Consider the following 19046-nt stretch of genomic DNA (forward strand, 5'->3'; position numbering starts at 1 on the left):
CCCTACTGTTTTTAGTAACTAATACTTTAGTTGCTAGTTTTTTACTAATGAATAAGTCGAGTAGAGCTCAAGCCATGTTTCCCTTCATGGTGATTTCGATGTCTGATTTTTCTTTAGCGAACGACTCGTTCGTACAACGCTTTTTCTACCCTATGACTAACGTGATTCAAAACTACGCATGGGGTAGCCCTTCTTCGTTTAGCCAACTGTTTGGTATTGATAACCAATCAGGTGAGCCACAAGCGGAGATCTGGATGGGCGCTCACCCGAATGGCTGCTCAATGGTGAACGACAACGGGCAGCAGACCACATTGTCTAGCTTGATTTCTAAGAACCTAAACCTGTTTCTAAGTGAGAAAGTCGCGAGCCGTTTTGGTGAACTTCCGTATCTGTTTAAGGTGTTAGCGGCGGAGAAAGCACTGTCTGTTCAAGTACACCCGAACAAGCAGCAAGCCGAATCTGGCTATGCTCTTGAAGAACAGCAAGGCATTCCGATGACGGCTGGCAACCGCAACTACAAGGATGCCAACCACAAGCCAGAACTGGTGTATGCCCTAACTGACTACACCGCGATGAATGGTTTTAGATCAATCAGCGAGATTCTTGAGCACTTCCATTACCTTGATATTCCAGAGCTGCATTCGATGGTCAATGACCTAGAGGGCGACCAAACTCCCAATGGATTAGCGAGCTTCTTCGCGAGCTTATTGTCTTTGCAAGGAGAACAAAAAGGCATGGCGCTGACCATGTTGCTGATGAAGGCGAAGCTTTCAGATACACCTGTGTTCCAGTTGATTTCAGAACTGGAAGAGCAATACCCGGGTGATGTCGGGTTGTTTGCTCCACTGCTATTGAACGTGATCACTCTAAAGCCGGGGCAAGCCATGTATCTAGACGCTGAGACTCCCCACGCCTACATCAAAGGAACTGGATTAGAGATAATGGCGAACTCTGACAACGTGCTCCGCGCAGGATTGACGCCTAAATACATGGACGTGAATGAACTGGTTTCTTGTACGAGATTTAATGAAAAGCCTGCGGATAGATTACTGCTAAGCCCGATAGAGCAAGGTGATGTGATGGAATACCAAATTCCAGTCGAGGATTTTAAGTTCTCAATCGTGCAAAACTCACATCAGCGACAGATCACTACCGGAGGTGCCGAGATCCTACTACCTCTCGACGAATCTATGGTGCTGACTCACCAGTGCGGCGAAACCTGTGTGATAGAGAAAGGCCAATCGGTGTTCATTCCTGCTTACGCAGAGAGCTACAAACTCGATTGCGTTGGACGCGTGGCGCGTGCTTACAGCTAGCTCTATCGAATAAGTAGTTCTCCCGAGTAAATACAAACACTGATCATGCCCTGCTTTGCGGGGCATTTTTGTTTCTGACGAAGCTTATTAGCGTGTCAAAAACATAATCAAGACGCCATCAAATATGACCCATCTCACACTGCATTAATGATGCAAATCACACTTAATTTTGCTGGATACAAATGTACAGTGAAGGGCTTTTATTTGCTATTTCGCGAATCGGGTTAATCCATTAATTTTAATTCAAGAACTTCAATCGTGAATGAGTTAATAAATGATCACACAGCTAACTAACGTCAACTTAATTAATAACAATCTTCAAGCGAATAATAAAAAAGAACTGTTTGAAGAATTGGCGGGCATGTTATTTGAGAACAACCGAATCAATTGCAAAGATACTTTCCTATCAGGTATTGAAATTCGTGAATCTCAAAGTATCACCTCAATGGATGGCATCGCTTACCCTCACTCCAAAAACCAAGCGGTTACTGAGCCTGCCATTGCTGTCGGTGTAAAACGTGAAGGTATTGAGTATGGCGATGAAGACGGCATTAACCCAACGGTATTTTTTATGATTGCATCACCAGATAACGGTGCTGACCATCATATTTATGTACTACAAGAACTGTTTGGAAAATTCAGCGATGAATTTATTCAAGATATCCATAACGCAAAAGATGAACATCAAATCCTTAATATTTTAATTAATTCATAAGGCGTAGAAAATTATGAGCACCCTAATAACTCAAGCTACGAATACCAGTAGTAACTCAAATAATAAAAATAGTAGTAGCGACTTTAAAAAAATCCTTAGTACCATGAAAGGCCACCTGCTTTTCGGAACCTCACACATGCTACCTTTCATCGTAGCCGGTGGTGTTCTGTTGGCGTTAGCGGTCATGGCATCAGGCAAAGGTGCGGTTCCGGCCGACGGCTTGCTGGCAGACATCTCTAATATCGGTATCAAAGGCCTTGTTCTTTTCCCAATCATTCTTGGCGGCTTTATTGGTTACTCAATTGCAGATAAACCGGCACTGGCACCTGCGATGATCTCTTCTGGCATCATGGCTGATATGGGCGGCGGCTTCCTTGGTTGTATCGTGGCAGGCTTTATCGCCGGTGGCGTGGTGTTCCAGCTTAAGAAAATCCCACTTTCTACCAACATGACCGCGCTAGGTGCTTATTTCATCTACCCGCTTCTAGGCACGTTAATCTCTGCCGGCATCGTACTGTGGGGCATTGGTGAGCCAATCAAACTGTTCATGTCTTCAATGAACGAGTTCCTAGCTTCAATGGCTGGCGCGTCTAAGATGGTTCTGGGCACAATCCTTGGTGGTATGACGGCGTTTGATATGGGCGGCCCTATCAACAAAGTCGCGACTCTATTTGCTCAAACTCAAGTAGACACACAACCATGGCTAATGGGCGGCGTAGGCATCGCGATTTGTACACCACCTCTAGGTATGGCATTGGCGACGTTCCTATTCAAAAACAAGTTCTCTAAACAAGAGCAAGAAGCAGGTAAAGCAGCAGCAATCATGGGTTCTATTGGTATCTCTGAGGGTGCTATCCCATTCGCAGCAAATGACCCAATGCGCGTACTTCCTTCAATCGTTGCCGGTGGTATCGTGGGCTGTGTATTCGGCTTCATGACAGACGTTCTACTACACGCACCTTGGGGCGGCCTAATCACTGCGCCAGTATCAAGTAACATTCCAATGTACGTGGTCGGTATTGTACTTGGCTCACTAACCACAGCCGTTATCGTTGGCTTCTGGAAACCTGTCGCGGTAGAAACAGAAGAAGACATGGTTGAAGCGCCAGTACAAGCTCAAACAGCTCCTGTAGCCGGCGAAGGCGAGTACGACATCGTAGCCGTAACATGTTGCCCTTCTGGTGTTGCACACACCTTCATGGCAGCGAAAGCACTGGAAAAAGCAGGCTTAGCAGCAGGCCTTAAGATTAAGGTAGAAACTCAAGGTCAAAACGGTATTCAGAACCGCATCAGCGACCTAGATGTAGCGAACGCGAGACTGGTTATTTTGGCACACGATATTCAAGTGAAAGACGCTCACCGCTTTGCTAACGCGAACGTGATTGAGTGTTCAACGAAAGAAGCGATGAAGAAAGCCGCGGACATGGTGGCTATTTAAAACCTGAAACAAGTTAGAAGATAAAATTACTACCCCCTAGTAACTAAAATCCCCATTCGCCTTGTCAGCGAATGGGGATTTTTATTTATATAATGTTCAAAGCTTTTTACTGCTTGATATAAAGATCCTTAGAATAGATGCGGCCTTCTACGTTGTGCTTCGCAAAGCCACCGACACTTGGTCGCACTAGGCGAGCTTGCATGTAGTAGTAGATTGGCGCGATCGGCATATCTTCAGCCAGTAACTGCTCCGCTTGGTCATAGAAACCTTGGCGTTCTTGCTCATTAGTTGCAGCCAATGCGCTATCCATTGCTGAGTCGTACTTTTCGTTGTTGTAACGAGCAAAGTTGCCTGAAGATTCAGAACGCAGAAGGCTTAAGAAGGTCGACGCTTCATTGTAATCACCACACCAAGATGCTCGCATCACATCAAAATCACCTTGGCGACGTGATACTAAGTAAGACTTCCACTCTTGGTTTTCCAACTCAACTTGCGCGCCTAGATTACTTTTCAGCATGGATGCAATCGCCACCGCAATCGACTTATTCGATTCACTGGTGTTGTAAAGCAATTTAAAATCTAGCGGGTTAGAAGCATCGTATCCGGCTTCTTTCAGCAACTCTTTCGCCTTTTGGTCACGCTCCCTTTGAATCCATGTACTGTACTCAGGTTGAGTAGCATCAAAACCTGCCGTGTATTCATGAGCAAAGGTATAAGCCGGTAAGTTACCTACTTGAGTCACTCCATTAATAATCACATTACGCATCATGGAATAAGACACCGCTTTACGCACTCGCGCATCATCAAACGGAGGGCGCGTGGTATTGAACGCGTAATAGTATGTACACAATAAAGGTACCGCTGTATACGCGTCTTGATATTTCATTTTTAGCTGCTGCGCCATATGTGTCGGCACATCAGACGTGATATCGACCTCGCCCACCGCATAGCGATTAATCGACGCATTCTGGTTCTCAAACGGAATGTAAGTCACTTGGGTTAAGTGCGTATCTGAACTGTCCCAATAGTTAGGGTTCTTCTCCAGTTCAATGCGTTCGTTCACCACCCACTCGCCTAAAACAAACGCACCATTGCCAACAAACTGCTTCGGATCGCTCCACGGCTTATCGCTGTTTTCTAGCGTTGCCTTATGAACGGGCATCATTGAAGTGTGGCCTGTCATCGCCACAAAGTATGGCACTTTGCTATCGAGTTCGAATTTCACCGTGTGCTTATCAACCGCCGAGATACCGAGCTCTTCAACGGGCTTCTTACCTTCTGCCACATCAGCAATGTTTTTGATTTGAGTGAGCTTGAGATACCAAACATTTGGCGAAGCAAGCTTTGGGTCGACCGCGCGTCTTATCGCATACACGAAATCATCGGCCGTCACCGGATCGCCATTCGACCATTTAGCATCTTTACGAAGGTGGAATACAAACGTCTGGTTGTCTTCGGTTTCCCAAGATTCCGCGACACCTGGAGTGATGTTGCCATCGCGATCTTGGATCACTAAACCTTCAAACAGGTCACGTAGAATGTGCATTTCAGGCAAGCCTTCTGCCTTTGCCGGATCGAGTGTCGCAGCTTCTGCATCATTAGCACGTACCAAGTGTTGCTCTTTCGCCAGAGAAGTTCCGGCAGGCAATGTGTCAGCAACGGCAGTCACTGAGATAAAAGGGGTCAATAAAGATGAAATGATTAAAGCCGTTGAATGTTTCTTAAAATCCATGTTTTTTTGCTCTCCTAGCCTATCTTTGAAGCAAAGTAATAAAATTAACAATGCGACGGTTGACGAGTTTTGACGCTATGGTTTATTTAATAGAAGTCATCTAAATAGTAGTTATACCAATCACAGTAAGTAAGTGTTCAAAAATAGCGCAGGAAAAAAGCTAGAGAACAAGGCAGATTTTTTCGATAAGTAGTTATTCTACAATCAAAAAATCTAACGACGTTATCGAGATTTTTAACAAGCTAGAGTGAACAGTTATTTACTACGATTGGTATTACTATTTGATACTACTTGATCAATCAGGAGATTAAGGTGAGTTTAATTCCAAGAACGGAAAGAGCTGCGTTTTCGATAAAGCCGCTGTCATATGGAAAGTCAGTATTGGGTGCACCCTTGCTCTATTTCCCCGCGCAAATAGAAAGCGAATCTCGCGGGCTGATTTTAGCGGGCACACACGGCGATGAAACGGCTTCTATCGCGGGTTTATCTTGCGCGCTAAGAAGTTTGCCTGCCGCCAACTTACGACACGATGTAATCCTGTCGATGAACCCAGATGGCAACCAGCTTGGCACTCGCGCTAACGCAAACCAAGTCGATCTGAACCGCGCCTTTCCAACTCAAAACTGGACTAAAAACGGCACCGTCTATCGCTGGAGTTCTCACACCCCTGTCAGAGATGTAAAAGTAAAAACGGGGCAAGCCGATCAGCTTGAACCGGAAGTGCAGTCGCTCATCAACCTCATTGAGCAACGCCAACCCAAGTTCGTCATATCTTTCCACGAACCACTCGCGATGGTCGACGACCCAACCCAATCTGAACTCGCCATTTGGCTAGGCAAGCAGTTCCACCTACCACTCGTTGAAGACGTCGATTACGAAACCCCAGGCTCATTCGGTACATGGTGCCAAGAAAGAAACCTGCCTTGTATTACCGTAGAGCTGCCGCCCGTTTCTGCGGATTTGACTATAGAGCAGTATTTGGATGCATTTTTGGCGGTGTTGGGGTATGAGGGGGTTGTTTAAAGATTGCTAACTCATTTTTGGACATAAGTGAGCTAGAATCTTTAATCTAATTCAGTCGATTGAGATTACAAAAAGTAAGTTAGAGCATTACTGAACTAGGGCATTATTTTTCAGAGAGTAGCCCTTTTTAATTTTAGATAATGCTCGATATCTTCAGGCCCTAATTTCTGTTTTCTACGACCATCGCGAACGTAGAAATGTTCTCTATTCTTCTTCTCTCGAAAAAAGAACAAGTGGTCTTTTGATGGCTTAACTTTAACCCAAGCGACAGTATGCCCATTGAGCGAAACTAAGATAGTAGACAATAGTTCGCTTGGCTTTGATATTGTTTTTGATTGTTCATCATTGATAGTACGCATAGAGATCTTATCTCGAAAGAGAGAAGCTAGTTGCATCATGAACTTGTCTTCTGAATAATTGTGATAGTGCTCTAATTCTTCTTCAATCCCATGTATCGACATATCATCATCAACGCCAATGAATAAATTGCCACCATTTGAGTTTAAAAAAGCTACTACAGAGGCTATTCGTTGTTCGTTCAAATCGTTTTTATCATAGTTCCGTATAGTATTAGAAGATGAATAACATGATTTAAACTCAACGTGTTGTCCCTCATCACTTCTAATTATCTCTAACGCTTCCTTATGTACAGGTGGTACATAGTCCAAGTTAAGTTCTTGAAACTTCTCTAAAGGTCTAACTCCGCCTTTAGGGCAGTTTGAAATGTCGGCCATTAGATCCAATGCATTTTTAAGTTCGTTAGGTAATGGAGTTGCGTATAGCAAATAGTCAGCAAATTTCACATGAGCTTCAACTGCTTCAATGTAATAGCGTAGAGTTGGAGGGAAGCATTTTAGTGAGGCCGCTGTTCTTATGTATTTTTCACGATCTTCAACTCTTCCATTTAACCTAATTTGGAAAGCTAGCTTACTTAGTTCATATAGCTTTGCTTGAATTAATGAGGGAGCTGCAACTTCGAGTGGTTGCTCAAGGGTCGGTCGTATTATTTGAAGAATAGAATGCAATTCAGGAAAAAGAATTGCTCTTTCATATACATAAGACCACCAATATGGAGAGTGAATTCTAAGTTTATCCCATAAGAATGATTCTTTATATAAGGTAGACCAAGGCCCAACCCCATTGATTTTACCGCTATTAACCCTATAAAATGTATCGCATATACTCTGAAGTTGGGTATCTACATCTCGAATCATTAGTGCATCTGTCATAAAAGAGTCCGATCAAGTTTTTCAGTTGAAACAGTAAGCATACTATGTATTAATTATCCTAATAAAATCAGCAGTATACAAGTGTAAGCTTAGCTCGCATAGATTGCGGGCATTATTCAAATTACTTCAGACAGTTGTATATAACTTTGCTATAAGCAACACTTGAGATGAGTGGCGGAAATGCAAAAATCCTTCAACTTCCCACAGTATTCGTAGTCAATTAGTCATTCTGTTGAAGTTTTCGAAAATAGCTTTTTCATCGGCAACCAAATCCTCGAATTCTCCAATTTTTATGTGATTACAACCTTCATTAGTTAATACCAAGGCTATAATCTCCCCCCCAATATATACTCTCTCATTATGTGGCTTTTCTGCTTCGTTCTTTCTCTGTTCAACCATCATATCAGGAATGATATCTAGCAGATTACCTTCTAGCACTGTGCAAGCTGGCTTTACCCCTGTACCAAATTGCAATGGTTCGGACTGGAAGTTATTTGTTGAGCGGTAAGCGAATGAAACGACCTCTCCACTTTCTTCACTGATACCAAATTGATAAACAGTAGTTGTACTATCATCGGTCAGAGAATACTCCTTCTTATAAGTCTCCCAAAGCTCCCCAAGTCCTTTTGGTGTGTGGAAGTCTAAATTATGAATTCCGTGCACTACCATGCGTGTAGAAGCATGCAACAGCCATTGACTTGAAAACCCACCCGCTCCAGTTCCTGCAATGATTGTCTTTAAATGTGGGATGTACCCTGCTTTTGTGCAGAAACTAAACGGTGAGCCATCAGAAGAAACTGCAAGGGTATCTGTGGCTACAACAGCAGCATCTGGTTGGGTATAGAAGATTAACGATGACATACTAGTTCCTTAACAACGTCTTAAATAGGCATACTACATCATATCAAAAGGTATTAGAAAAACTAACTCAATGAGCGCTTTTCGAGAATGCGTCGGACATCTGAATTAACACACAAAGGGGCAGAGGCGTGTTACAAACTTTAAGCTCCCCCGTAATGACAAACTTCAGTAGATAGTTAGATTTCGGATAATCACTACTAACTGAGTTTGAAAGGTTTACATTGCGTACCTTGATGATACCTGAGCTTCCAACAAGTGCCCGTAAATGTCCAAATTGAACAGCGTTTGGCATAGTCACTAACTTCTCCAGATTCACTTACAAGAGCAGACTCATACTTTAAAAGCTGTATAGAAGGCTCAAGTTGAATACATTCATACTTTTGAGAATGAACGCGGATATCTGAAGGCTCTTCCAAATCCATCATTTGAATAATGGATGTAAAGTCGTAGCTATCTCCTGACTTACCAACTTCAGTAAAACTAGGGTGTATTAAACGATCAAGATCAGCCTTGTTCTGACGAGTTTGGTATTGATGGAGTTCTATTTCTTGTTCGATCAAAATGTCCATTTTACCTCCTAAACTGATATGGCATATAAGGCCTTTTATAATCCATTTAAACCACTTGCAACATGGTCGCCCCACGCAAGCCAATTAAGTTGCCAAACGGGTCTTCGATTTGACACATAAAAAAGCCCATTTTCAATTGCCATTGGGCCTCTATACAGTTTTGCACCAAGCTCTTCAAAATGATCCAGTGCTTTATCCAAGTTGTTTACCGACCAATATAAAACTGTCCCACATTTACACGAGCCTACTTTTTCGTCTGCTTGTACTATCTCAAGAGAAAAACCGTTCAAATTGAGCATGGTAAAGTCGAAACTAGGATGATAAACAGATACAGCTGTAGGAAAGGCTTTTTGATACTAATCGATGCCCAATGCGACATTTTGAACATGAATAAGAATCGCTGTTGGAATCATAGTCTCCCTCCTACTACTTAACAGTCACTAGTATGGTGTGCCGTTCTTTCTAGAGGGAGTCCATTCACCAGAACTTTCAACAACCCATTTGAAATCATCATCTGGATAATGGGCTTCGTCTTTTGCAACTCGGCTCCCTATAACTATAAATTTAGCTTGTTCGCTACTACGGTTTATTAAATGATGTCCATTTTCGACCCTAGCAGGGAAGCCAATACACATTCCTGCAAATAATGTCTGCTCACCGTCATCACTGACTAAACATAGCTCACCATCGAGTACATAAAGAAACTCATCTGACCTTGTGTGCCAATGGCGAAGAGCCGACTGCGCATTCGGTTCTAATACTTCCAGATTCACACCGAACTGAGTGAGCCCAAAAGAATCACCTAAACTTCTGCATTCAGATTGACCAAGGCGAGATTTAAATGGCTCTGGAAATGGGTTAAACGTATAACCTTTTATGCTTAAAGCTTGTTTCGCTTTCGTCATTAATTGCCCCTGTGCATAACGCTTTTCAGTCGGGATATAGTCATTTAATTCTGTCCATCTTGCTCAACCTTTTTAAGCAACTCAAGTCATATATTATGGTTATGTGATTTTTGTACGCACACGAGTGATGGGTTACGAAAAAAACACCTGCACTCTAGGGTTGTTAGTTAGCATATGTATTACAAAATCAACTCACCATTAATTAGTCAATCATCGGTTGTGATACACTTTGGGGCAGATCTGAGCTAGTTGGCACTTTTTGAGAAAAGTGCCACGAGTAAAACTTCAGGTCTATGAAGCCTCTGGACAATTATTTGTCAGTGCTTTTGCTAAATTAGCAAACCATCAATAATTACAGGTATGGCAATTTACTTGTGAATAGCTAGTGCGATGAGTAACATCGCACCAGAAAAAGTGTTGGTTTGCGTTTGTTAGTTTATAACTTCCAACGCTTATATAACTTCAAACATACCATTAAAACTAAAAGGCTAATTGCATATCCAAGCATTGCCCAACTATTTTCAGGTGATTCGGATATAGTATAAAAAGCTGCTGCAGCAATGGCTAACATTAGTGGTTCAATGGTCTCATCGGGACCATCAGTAAACAGCATGTAACTCAACTCTATACCTGCTGAGATTGCTAATGCATTACCTATATAAACAAAAGATTCGATACCTAGTATATGCTTATAGAGTTCATCTGCAGTAAACAATCGATTATCCGCAAAGTACAAATTATCTAATAAATTGAATGTTTCCGCTACTTCAAGCAAACCTTTGCTTGCTAATGTCCCTATAAGAAAAAAACCAATTAAAAATTGAATCCCTGTTTTAAAAAACTTCATCACTTTCGGGATTTTTGTTTCGTATAAATCAAAATCACATTCTGGTTCAAGAAAATCTTTTCTATCATCTAAAGCCAACTGAAATTTTTCTCTTGCATCGGCTAAACTACTTTGATGTACAGCTATTATTTCTTTCCGAAGATCTTCTTTTATTCTTGCTAATTGCTTTTCCATTTCTATTTATCACACCAAAAAATTAAAATTTTTAATATATGAACTAACGCCTGAATCTTGCGAATCCCCTCATAATCAGGCGTAAAAACAATGAGGTAGACGCGCATCGCCGTCTTTGATCCTAATGAATATCGCTGAACACACATTTCGAACAAGTGGGTTAACAATGCGCGACATTCAGATTCTACAACAAACCATACAAAACCAATGCCCCTCCATTCACAAAAAACGCGTTAGTTCTCTGATACTTGCTACAAAAAGTGTACTTGACGGTTCAGACTTAACGCTGACTAAACTAGGTCGCAAACTGGACACTAATACCACGGTAAAACATGCGATCAAACGCGTTGATAGACTGCTTGGAAATCGCCAACTACATCGTGGAAAAGACCTAATTTATAAATGGCATGCCTACTTAATAACGGGCGCCAACTCATGCCCTGTGATCCTCGTGGATTGGTCTGATGTTCGTGAACAACTTCGTTATATGACGTTAAGAGCATCCGTTGCACTTGATGGTCGAGCCATCACAATCTTTGAACAAGTTTTTGAGTATGACCAATACAATTCACCGAAAAGTCACCAAACATTCCTCGATAAATTGCAGAGTATTTTGCCGAATAAAGTCAGTCCGATCATCGTTTCTGATGCGGGTTTTAGAAATACTTGGTTCCGCCAAGTACAGGAGAAAAGTTGGTTTTGGTTAGGTCGTGTCCGAGGTGAAGTATCAATCAAACTGATCTGCTCCAGTCAGACTGGACACTTAGCTAAGCGACATTTCGCTTTTCAAAGTTCATTGGGCTTAGGTACCCAAGAGCACTGTGCCTTCTCGTTCGATTATAATCAACTTCTATGTACTCGAAGATCGTTTGGCGCATCTGCTCTCTCGTCATAATTGGCTCATATTGAATTGCTTCAACTTTCAGTGAATGGAAGAAGCTCTCAACACATGCGTTATCCCAACAGTTCCCTTTTCTACTCATACTTTGTTTTAAATTATAAGTGCTTATGAGGTCTCGATAGTCTTTCGAACAGTACTGACTACCTCGATCGCTATGAGTTATGACATGCTCAGGGAACCCTCGACGGAATAAAGCCATCGACAAAGCATCACAGACCAGTGAGGCCGTCATTCTCGTATCCATAGACCAACCAATAACTTGCCTTGAATAAAGGTCAATAATGACAGCTAAGTACAGCCAGCCTTCGCTTGTGGCAACATAAGTGATGTCTCCTGCCCATTTTTGATTCGGAGCCGTTGCGTTAAAATCTTGAGCGAGCAAGTTCGGAGCAACGGGCATTTTATGCTTACTGTCCGTTGTACACTTAAACTTGCGAGCTGCTTTCGCTACTAAATCCTGACGTTTCATACTGGCGGCAATGGTCTTAACATTATGGTTATCACCGCTCTCTGCCAGTTCTTTCTGAATGCGTCTTGAGCCATCTCGCTCTTTGCTAACGTCAAAGGCTTCTTTTACCTTGGTATCAAGCTTTTGGCGCTCTGTCTCACGTTGAATCGCCTTGTGGCGGTTCTCAACCCAATAATAAAACCCACTTCGAGAAACTCTGAACACCTTAGCCATACGGGAAAGACTGAAACTCAGCAGGTGTTCGAGCATAAATTCATAGCAATTTACTTTAGATTTTTCGCGAAGTAGGTGGCGGCCTTTTTTACGATTCCTAGCTCTTCTGCTTGCTCTGCCAACTGCCTCTTTAGCTTAGCGACTTCAACGGCCAATTCTTGTTCTCGTTGGCTAATACTAGAATTCTTCTTTGTGGCTTTTCGCCAACCGTAGATCTGAGATTCATGTAACGAGAGCTGTCTTGCGGCTGCAGCGACTCCCACTTTCTCTGCCAGCTTCAGGGTTTCTGCTTTAAATTCAGGAGAATGGATAATACGTTTCTTCTTACTTGTCATGGTTCACCTCATTAGTGATTGTACTCACTTAACTCAGTGTCCAAAACTGCTGGTGCGGATCAACTGTCGTGAAGTCGGTAAAACAGCACAGTATTTCATGACTTTTCGACAAATGGGAATGGAATACAACACGATGGAAGAAACCCTAAAAGGAGCCACAAAAAGTGTTGATGAGTACACCAGAGGTAAAATTATTATTGGGGACGTATTTGAATACCCAATTGTTCAAGGAAAAGAAGAAAAACAACAAATGGCCACGCATTATTCAGAATATAAAGCAGGTGAGTGTTTAATGGGTTATATCAAGTAACATTGTCCAATTCTTGTCACTAAGGTGTAATTTTGAGTCACCAACGTTTAAGGCAATAAATCTAAGGCGCTTTTGTCCCCATTTAATTCGATGCACACTGAGTCTCGTTTAAAAAAGTATTAAGAAGCATCGAACAAACATTATGATTGGTAAGTTTTGGAACCACAGAAAGTGAAAAGCCCCAATCAAAAGATTGGGGCTTTTCTCCGATAAACGGTTGCTTATGTAGTGGCTTGAATCAGTGGTCATCTACAAGCTGATACATGTATACTATGCAACATCAGAGCCACTGTCAACTAAATCCAAAAGTTCGAGAATGCCAAATAGAATTACATACAGCGCCCTTACCAATGTGTTGCCATATCAAAGATTGGCGATGTATGAAAAAGTTTTTGCAACCACATCACCAGTAGAGTTACATGGTGCATATATCTGGTCAGTAAAAGCCGCGGCCAGTTTACAACCACTGCTTAGCACTTTAGAAGTAGCCTTAAGAAACTCAATCCATAACAACGCAACAACGCTGATTGCACCGGACTGGTATGACAAACTCAATACCAAACAAAGAAAGAGTTGGAAGGTTGCTCAACGCGATAAGAACAACATTACTTGGCACAAGTCAGAAGTTGCCAGAGTCAAGAAAAAACTAGCATCAAAAATGCCACCTAAAGGACTAACTAGGCATGACTTGCTTGTTGCTAAGATGGATTTTGGATTCTGGGATAATCTTCTCAGAGAGTGTTTCTCAATTAATGGAGACAAACACGCCCTATGGCCTCAATGCATCCCTACAATATTTCCAAACCTGCCTAAAGGGCATACTAATGCATCCATTCAGCGTGAAATATCCTCACTGAGGGAGCTACGTAATGATATCGCACATAACTCTCCGATCTGGAAGCATAAGACCGTTATAGATCAACAAACTGCCATTCAATACATTAACCATCAACTTGATAAAATAGTTGAGATCATTAGCTGGCTATCCTCTGAAAAAGTAGACTGGCTAGAAGTGCACATGCTTCAATCTGAAGCTAGACGCGTCGCATCTATAAAGTATTTGCACCTGTGCCAACGTAAAAATACAAACGAATTTACGGAACCACTTTCGAGCTACAAGCGGAGTTTACGCGGTAAGTTAAAACAACTTGATAAAGATGAATTCGATGTCATCGAGACATTTAACAACCAACTCTATTTGGTGGCAAAACTCACGGTACAATAGATTACAAGAGCATTAAATTCGAGAAATTCAGATACTATAACTTCAATCTGGCAGAAAAAATTTCAACTTTAACCCTAAGGCGCTTTTGTCCCAATGAGTGCTATCACCGTAGAGGTCAAGCACGTCTCTGGACAGAAATGAGTTAGAGATCCTAGTGACATACAAACCTCGAAAACAAGTTGATGACCACCACACCAAATCACATAGACTATTAACTCACGCCCCATTTGTTTCCTATTAGTGTCTTTCATAGAAAGCTACTCAGAATGTTCTTACATTTTCTGAGTAACTACCCCTCTCCGAATCCTTCTGAATATACCCATTATTACAAATAAGTAATAATCATTTTCCATTTAGGGGGATTATCAAGATCTAGAGTCGCCCCTATACTAGCTCCAACAAAACGAGAGAGCGGAAACAATTAAGCTCAACTACGCTTAACGGGTTGAATTTAATTGCACGGTTATCCGCTGTACTGACATATATAGGAAACATCCAATGACAATCGAAATTAAACCTGGTCAAACGCATATCAAATCAAAAGCAATGGTTGCATGGGCAGCTGGCGAGCCACTAAAAATGGAAGAAGTTGATGTACAACTTCCTAAAGCTGGTGAGGTTCTAGTTCGCATCGTTGCTACTGGTGTTTGTCACACTGACGCATTCACATTATCAGGTGACGATCCAGAAGGTATCTTCCCTTCTATTCTTGGTCACGAAGGTGGCGGTATCGTTGAGATGATCGGCGAAGGCGTTACAAGTGTTGAGATTGGCGACCACGTTATCCCACTTTACACAGCAGAATGTGGCGAATGTAAATTCTGTAAATCTGGTAAAACTAACCTATGCCAAGCGGTTCGTGAAACGCAAGGTAAAGGCCTAATGCCAGACGGTTCAAGCCGCTTCTCTATCAATGGCGAAACGATTTTCCATTACATGGGTTGCTCGACTTTCTCTGAGTACACAGTGCTTCCTGAAATCTCTCTAGCGAAAGTAAGCAAAGAAGCACCACTTGAAGAAGTTTGTCTTCTAGGTTGTGGTGTAACAACAGGTATGGGCGCGGTACTGAACACAGCTAAAGTTGAAAAAGGCGACAACGTTGCTGTATTCGGCCTAGGTGGTATCGGTCTATCTGCAATCATTGGTGCTCGCATGGCTGGTGCTGACCGCATCATCGGTGTTGATATCAACGAGAGCAAATTCGAGCTAGCAAAACAGCTTGGCGCAACTGATTGCATCAACCCAACTAAATTCGACAAACCAATCCAAGACGTTATCGTTGAGATGACAGACGGCGGTGTTGAGTACTCGTTCGAGTGTATCGGTAACGTAAACGTGATGCGTCAAGCACTTGAGTGCTGCCACAAAGGTTGGGGCGAATCAGTCATCATTGGTGTTGCGGGTGCAGGTCAAGAGATCGCAACTCGTCCATTCCAACTAGTGACTGGTCGTGTATGGCGTGGTTCTGCTTTCGGTGGTGTTAAAGGCCGCTCTGAGCTTCCAGAAATCGTTAACCGTTACATGGCGGGTGAGTTTGGTCTTCAAGAGTTCATCACTCACACTATGGGTCTGCAAGACGTAAACGAAGCATTCGACCTAATGCACAAAGGTGAATCTATCCGTACTGTTCTACACATGGACAGATAATTCTCCTTGGTCTCGATACTTAGGTGTCGAGACCACAGTTCTGACTTAAACATCAGAGCGAAACTGTCTTCACCACCTCCTGCCCGGTGGGTGGTGAAACTTTAAATGACATAGACAAGTTACTCCCAAAACCATCAACCTAACGGAGCACAATAGATGACAATCGAAAACATTAGCCAAGCAAAGGTTGCTGGTGGTTGGCACAAACAATACACCCACTTTTCTGCAACGCTTGACTGCAACATGCGTTTTGCGATTTTCTTGCCGCCTAACGCAAGCAAAGAAAACCCAGTTCCTGTTTTGTATTGGTTATCAGGCTTAACCTGTACCGATGAAAACTTCATGCAAAAAGCCGGCGCGTTCAAAGCCGCGGCTGAGCGAGGCATTGCGATTGTTGCACCTGATACAAGCCCACGCGGCGAAGGCGTTGCCGACGATGAAAGCTACGATCTCGGCCAAGGTGCAGGCTTCTATGTGAATGCCACTCAAACACCATGGGACAGCCATTACCACATGTACGATTACGTGGTAACAGAGCTCCCAGCTTTGATTGAATCTTTCTTCCCAGTGACATCAGTGAAATCGATTTCTGGTCACAGCATGGGCGGACACGGTGCCCTAACGATTGGTATTAAAAACGAAGATAGCTACCGTTCTATCTCGGCATTCAGCCCAATCACCAACCCAATGCAATGCCCTTGGGGACAAAAAGCATTCAACCAATATCTAGGGTTAGATATTGAAGAGTGGAAGCAATACGATGCCTCTGAGCTTCTAAAAACCAAAGGCACTAAGCTGCCAATGTTGGTTGACCAAGGCGAAGCGGACAACTTCCTGATTGAGCAGCTTAAGCCAGAGCAATTAGTCGAAGCGGCTAAGGTAACCAATGCCGATTTAGAGCTACGTATGCAGCCAGGTTACGACCACAGCTACTACTTCATCTCTAGCTTTATTGATGAGCATATTGAGTTCCACGCTGCTTACCTAAACAAGTAGTCACACCGATTTAGCCCACACCTTGCAAAAGCGTGAGGTGTGGGCTTTTTATGCCTGCTGTTTGGGCAAATACGCTGTTGCTAAAGAGCAGCAACAACGATTAACACTTTCAAATACCCCGCTATACCAACAAAAAACAATACAACTAAAAGGTACGACTATGAGCTGGTTTTTCTTAATGATGGGCGTGATGGCGGAAGCACTTTCTCACGTAGCACTTAAAGCAACCGACGGTTTCAGTTTGTCTAAACCCATCCCTGCTCTATTGGTGATTTCAGGACACTTGGCGGCATTTCTATTTTTGAGCCAAGCAATGAAAGGGATGCCTGTAGGTGTGGTTCACTCTTTATGGGCGGGCTTGGCTATCGTAACCGTGAGCTTGATTTCTACATTTGTTTACCGTCAGCACCTCGATACTATGGTGTGGGTTGGTATGTTATTTGTGGCAGCAGGTGTTGTGATGATCAACCTATCTCAAGGTCACTCGCACTAGTGTAGATAGTGACTTATGAACAGTGTGTCAATTCGTTCAAGTTTCCTAACAGACAGTGTCGCCTTCACTTATTCATACTCTTACAATCGGCAAATCAAACCTGTTACCATAGCGTCTTCTACATCACCTATTTTGAAGGTTGCTATGAAAGCAATTAAGACTCTTTTCTTCCTGATGGTTTTATTAAGCGGTCTGTTTACCGCTTGGCTGTTTATCCCGATTCCAGCGACCATGGACAAGCAAACGCTCGACCTTCCATTAACGGAACCATTCAAGCTTGTGGCGTACCGCAGCAACCCGAATGATGCGAGCAAGCCGCTGACTTACCACTACTATGTGATTTCAGATGTGGTTGGCGTGGACGACATGGACCCGTTCCTGGTTACCACAGACCAGTTCGTGAAGCTTGGCGAATTCGACGAGAACACGTTCAGTTTAACGGTTAACGGCAAGATTGAGAGCTACACCAACGATTTGTGGATCAAAAAATCTGACGGCAAGCTTCAGCACTGGTACGTAAGTGTTGATGCAAACTATATTCGTTAGAGTCGAATTCAAATAAACCCTATTTTAAAACTGCGCTTTGGCTTCCAAGCGCAGTTTTTGTTTCTAGCGTAATTTTTGTTTCAAGCCGCCCGCTTTACACTCTCCCTTAGTTTTTACCCATCACTGCCGTGCTCTTAAAAACGCTACAAGCAGAGCAGGTTTTATAAGCCCTTAAGATGTTATAAGCTCCACCTATGCTCGACTCCATATAAATCAAAAATAATAAAGGATCACCCGTGGAATTTACGCTCGACAAATTTAACGGCATCATCATCGACCCAGCAACAGCCCCTCACGATGCTGGCTCTTTCAATGCCGAACTCAGCGAGATCACCGAATTTTCAAAGCAGAATAACAAAGGCATAATTTGGATTAGCTTGCCTATTTCGCTCTCGCACCTTATTCCTGTGGCGACTGAGCTTGGCTTTGTGTTTCACAACTGTTTGGAAGACGAAATTACACTGATCCATAAATCCGAAATTGTCGAGTTCGTGCCTTTCATTCCGACCCACACCTTGGGCGCAGGCGCATTGATCACCAACGAACATAATCAAGTGCTGATGATTAAAGAGCACGGTATGACAGGCTACAAATTACCGGGCGGCCATATTGAGTTGGGTGAAGGCATTGAAGAATCGGTTGTTCGTGAAACCTTGGAAGAGACTGGTATCAAAGCCACATTCATTTCTGTAGTTGGCATGGCGACGAGACATCCGTATCAGTTTGGCAAATCGAACCTCTACTTTATTTGCCACCTTATCGCTCAAACCCAAGAGATTGCGATTCAAGACACCGATGAAATTGCAGAGGCTAAATGGGTTGATATTGAAGAGTATATTAACAACCCCGACAGCTACCCGTTTAACCGCCAATTGGTCGGTTCTCTGATAGGAAAGCAAGGTTTGGAACTCACTCAGCTAGAAGGTAATTCAGGCCCAACCCACAAGCCCGAGATCTTCTTTTCGAAAAGCTAGAGTGCTTCAGATATAAAAACGCCCAACTCAATTGAATTGGGCGTTTTGATTTCTAGCTTTTGTTCTTAATTAAGCCGACTGCGTTGTTAGTTATTCTTTGTACCCATGATTCATTCTCATACTTTTAG

General features: G+C 42.9%; 18 protein-coding genes and 2 pseudogenes. 12 read left to right on the forward strand and 8 right to left on the reverse strand.

What is annotated here, in order from left to right; translation table 11 throughout:
* Positions 1–98: 98 nt before the first annotated feature.
* The 3 genes from manA (at position 99) to OCV30_RS16080 (ending at position 3469) form a co-directional block, all read left to right on the forward strand.
* Entirely contained in the window at positions 99–1316 is a 1218-nt protein-coding gene (manA, locus tag OCV30_RS16070; RefSeq protein ID WP_065679776.1) for a mannose-6-phosphate isomerase, class I, read from the forward strand.
* A 274-nt stretch (positions 1317–1590) separates the two neighbouring features.
* Positions 1591–2031 carry a PTS sugar transporter subunit IIA gene (locus tag OCV30_RS16075; protein ID WP_065679775.1) on the forward strand — a complete coding sequence of 147 codons (441 nt, stop codon included), beginning with the start codon at positions 1591–1593 and terminating at the stop codon, positions 2029–2031.
* Between the two features lie 13 nt (positions 2032–2044).
* Entirely contained in the window at positions 2045–3469 is a 1425-nt protein-coding gene (locus OCV30_RS16080; RefSeq protein WP_065679774.1) for a PTS fructose transporter subunit IIBC, read from the forward strand.
* Positions 3470–3575: 106 nt separating this feature from the next.
* Here the strand turns inward: OCV30_RS16080 and OCV30_RS16085 are convergent, their stop codons facing one another.
* Entirely contained in the window at positions 3576–5201 is a 1626-nt protein-coding gene (locus OCV30_RS16085; protein WP_065679773.1) for an ABC transporter substrate-binding protein, read from the reverse strand.
* Between the two features lie 312 nt (positions 5202–5513).
* On the opposite strand from OCV30_RS16085, the gene mpaA reads away from it, so the two are divergent.
* Positions 5514–6224 carry a murein tripeptide amidase MpaA gene (gene mpaA, locus OCV30_RS16090; RefSeq protein WP_065679772.1) on the forward strand — a complete coding sequence of 237 codons (711 nt, stop codon included), beginning with the start codon at positions 5514–5516 and terminating at the stop codon, positions 6222–6224.
* Between the two features lie 110 nt (positions 6225–6334).
* On the opposite strand, the gene OCV30_RS16095 is transcribed toward mpaA, so the two are convergent.
* The 6 genes and pseudogenes from OCV30_RS16095 to OCV30_RS16120 form a co-directional block, all read right to left on the reverse strand.
* Positions 6335–7453, reverse strand: a complete 1119-nt coding sequence (locus OCV30_RS16095; RefSeq protein ID WP_065679771.1) for an AlbA family DNA-binding domain-containing protein — start codon at positions 7451–7453, stop codon at positions 6335–6337.
* A gap of 216 nt (positions 7454–7669) precedes the next feature.
* A complete protein-coding gene (locus OCV30_RS16100) occupies positions 7670–8314 on the reverse strand; it encodes a hypothetical protein (protein ID WP_065679770.1) in 645 nt (214 codons plus the stop codon).
* Positions 8315–8511: 197 nt separating this feature from the next.
* Positions 8512–8883: a nuclear transport factor 2 family protein gene (locus tag OCV30_RS16105; RefSeq protein WP_017097735.1), complete on the reverse strand. Its 372-nt coding sequence runs from the start codon at positions 8881–8883 to the stop codon at positions 8512–8514.
* 46 nt (positions 8884–8929) lie between these two features.
* Positions 8930–9296 (reverse strand): annotated as a pseudogene (locus tag OCV30_RS16110) (VOC family protein).
* Positions 9297–9323: 27 nt separating this feature from the next.
* The gene (locus tag OCV30_RS16115) at positions 9324–9788 is read right to left on the reverse strand and encodes a cupin domain-containing protein (protein WP_065679769.1); all 465 of its coding nucleotides are present in this window, start codon (positions 9786–9788) and stop codon (positions 9324–9326) included.
* Positions 9789–10224: 436 nt separating this feature from the next.
* Positions 10225–10809 carry a hypothetical protein gene (locus OCV30_RS16120; RefSeq protein ID WP_048664398.1) on the reverse strand — a complete coding sequence of 195 codons (585 nt, stop codon included), beginning with the start codon at positions 10807–10809 and terminating at the stop codon, positions 10225–10227.
* Between the two features lie 166 nt (positions 10810–10975).
* Between OCV30_RS16120 and OCV30_RS16125 the strand changes: the two are divergent.
* A pseudogene (locus OCV30_RS16125) lies at positions 10976–11545 on the forward strand (IS4 family transposase); the annotation flags it as partial.
* A 31-nt stretch (positions 11546–11576) separates the two neighbouring features.
* Here the strand turns inward: OCV30_RS16125 and OCV30_RS16130 are convergent.
* Positions 11577–12727 (reverse strand): IS3 family transposase gene (locus OCV30_RS16130; RefSeq protein WP_141678301.1). Its coding sequence is split into 2 segments (ribosomal slippage): positions 11577–12484 and positions 12484–12727, totalling 1152 coding nucleotides; the frame shifts between segments, so codons are not numbered across the junction.
* Positions 12728–12860: 133 nt separating this feature from the next.
* On the opposite strand from OCV30_RS16130, the gene OCV30_RS16135 reads away from it, so the two are divergent.
* The 7 genes from OCV30_RS16135 (at position 12861) to OCV30_RS16165 (ending at position 18918) form a co-directional block, all read left to right on the forward strand.
* Complete coding sequence (locus tag OCV30_RS16135; protein WP_244499050.1) at positions 12861–13037, forward strand: hypothetical protein; 177 nt, start codon at positions 12861–12863, stop codon at positions 13035–13037.
* A 316-nt stretch (positions 13038–13353) separates the two neighbouring features.
* The gene (locus OCV30_RS16140) at positions 13354–14262 is read left to right on the forward strand and encodes an Abi family protein (protein WP_261879045.1); all 909 of its coding nucleotides are present in this window, start codon (positions 13354–13356) and stop codon (positions 14260–14262) included.
* A 498-nt stretch (positions 14263–14760) separates the two neighbouring features.
* Entirely contained in the window at positions 14761–15909 is a 1149-nt protein-coding gene (locus OCV30_RS16145) for an S-(hydroxymethyl)glutathione dehydrogenase/class III alcohol dehydrogenase (RefSeq protein ID WP_065679766.1), read from the forward strand.
* A gap of 156 nt (positions 15910–16065) precedes the next feature.
* Positions 16066–16905 (forward strand): S-formylglutathione hydrolase, encoded by an 840-nt coding sequence (fghA, locus tag OCV30_RS16150; protein WP_065679765.1) that lies wholly within the window; start codon positions 16066–16068, stop codon positions 16903–16905.
* Between the two features lie 160 nt (positions 16906–17065).
* Entirely contained in the window at positions 17066–17398 is a 333-nt protein-coding gene (locus OCV30_RS16155; protein ID WP_012601126.1) for a DMT family transporter, read from the forward strand.
* Positions 17399–17542: 144 nt separating this feature from the next.
* Entirely contained in the window at positions 17543–17944 is a 402-nt protein-coding gene (locus OCV30_RS16160) for a hypothetical protein (RefSeq protein ID WP_065679764.1), read from the forward strand.
* 236 nt (positions 17945–18180) lie between these two features.
* Positions 18181–18918, forward strand: a complete 738-nt coding sequence (locus OCV30_RS16165; RefSeq protein WP_065679763.1) for an NUDIX domain-containing protein — start codon at positions 18181–18183, stop codon at positions 18916–18918.
* Positions 18919–19046: the final 128 nt, after the last annotated feature.

Source organism: Vibrio atlanticus (genome assembly GCF_024347315.1).
Lineage (GTDB): Bacteria > Pseudomonadota > Gammaproteobacteria > Enterobacterales > Vibrionaceae > Vibrio > Vibrio atlanticus.

Bases quoted from the DNA above. Each gene is read 5' to 3' on its own strand.
- OCV30_RS16100 (WP_065679770.1), bottom strand. From the start codon at position 8,314: ATGTCATCGTTAATCTTCTATACCCAACCAGATGCTGCTGTTGTAGCC.
- OCV30_RS16075 (WP_065679775.1), top strand. From the start codon at position 1,591: ATGATCACACAGCTAACTAACGTCAACTTAATTAATAACAATCTTCAA.
- OCV30_RS16145 (WP_065679766.1), top strand. From the start codon at position 14,761: ATGACAATCGAAATTAAACCTGGTCAAACGCATATCAAATCAAAAGCA.
- OCV30_RS16160 (WP_065679764.1), top strand. From the start codon at position 17,543: ATGAAAGCAATTAAGACTCTTTTCTTCCTGATGGTTTTATTAAGCGGT.
- OCV30_RS16105 (WP_017097735.1), bottom strand. From the start codon at position 8,883: ATGGACATTTTGATCGAACAAGAAATAGAACTCCATCAATACCAAACT.
- OCV30_RS16140 (WP_261879045.1), top strand. From the start codon at position 13,354: ATGCCAAATAGAATTACATACAGCGCCCTTACCAATGTGTTGCCATAT.
- OCV30_RS16155 (WP_012601126.1), top strand. From the start codon at position 17,066: ATGAGCTGGTTTTTCTTAATGATGGGCGTGATGGCGGAAGCACTTTCT.
- fghA (WP_065679765.1), top strand. From the start codon at position 16,066: ATGACAATCGAAAACATTAGCCAAGCAAAGGTTGCTGGTGGTTGGCAC.
- OCV30_RS16095 (WP_065679771.1), bottom strand. From the start codon at position 7,453: ATGACAGATGCACTAATGATTCGAGATGTAGATACCCAACTTCAGAGT.
- manA (WP_065679776.1), top strand. From the start codon at position 99: ATGTCTGATTTTTCTTTAGCGAACGACTCGTTCGTACAACGCTTTTTC.
- OCV30_RS16115 (WP_065679769.1), bottom strand. From the start codon at position 9,788: ATGACGAAAGCGAAACAAGCTTTAAGCATAAAAGGTTATACGTTTAAC.
- OCV30_RS16080 (WP_065679774.1), top strand. From the start codon at position 2,045: ATGAGCACCCTAATAACTCAAGCTACGAATACCAGTAGTAACTCAAAT.
- OCV30_RS16085 (WP_065679773.1), bottom strand. From the start codon at position 5,201: ATGGATTTTAAGAAACATTCAACGGCTTTAATCATTTCATCTTTATTG.
- OCV30_RS16135 (WP_244499050.1), top strand. From the start codon at position 12,861: ATGGAAGAAACCCTAAAAGGAGCCACAAAAAGTGTTGATGAGTACACC.
- OCV30_RS16120 (WP_048664398.1), bottom strand. From the start codon at position 10,809: ATGGAAAAGCAATTAGCAAGAATAAAAGAAGATCTTCGGAAAGAAATA.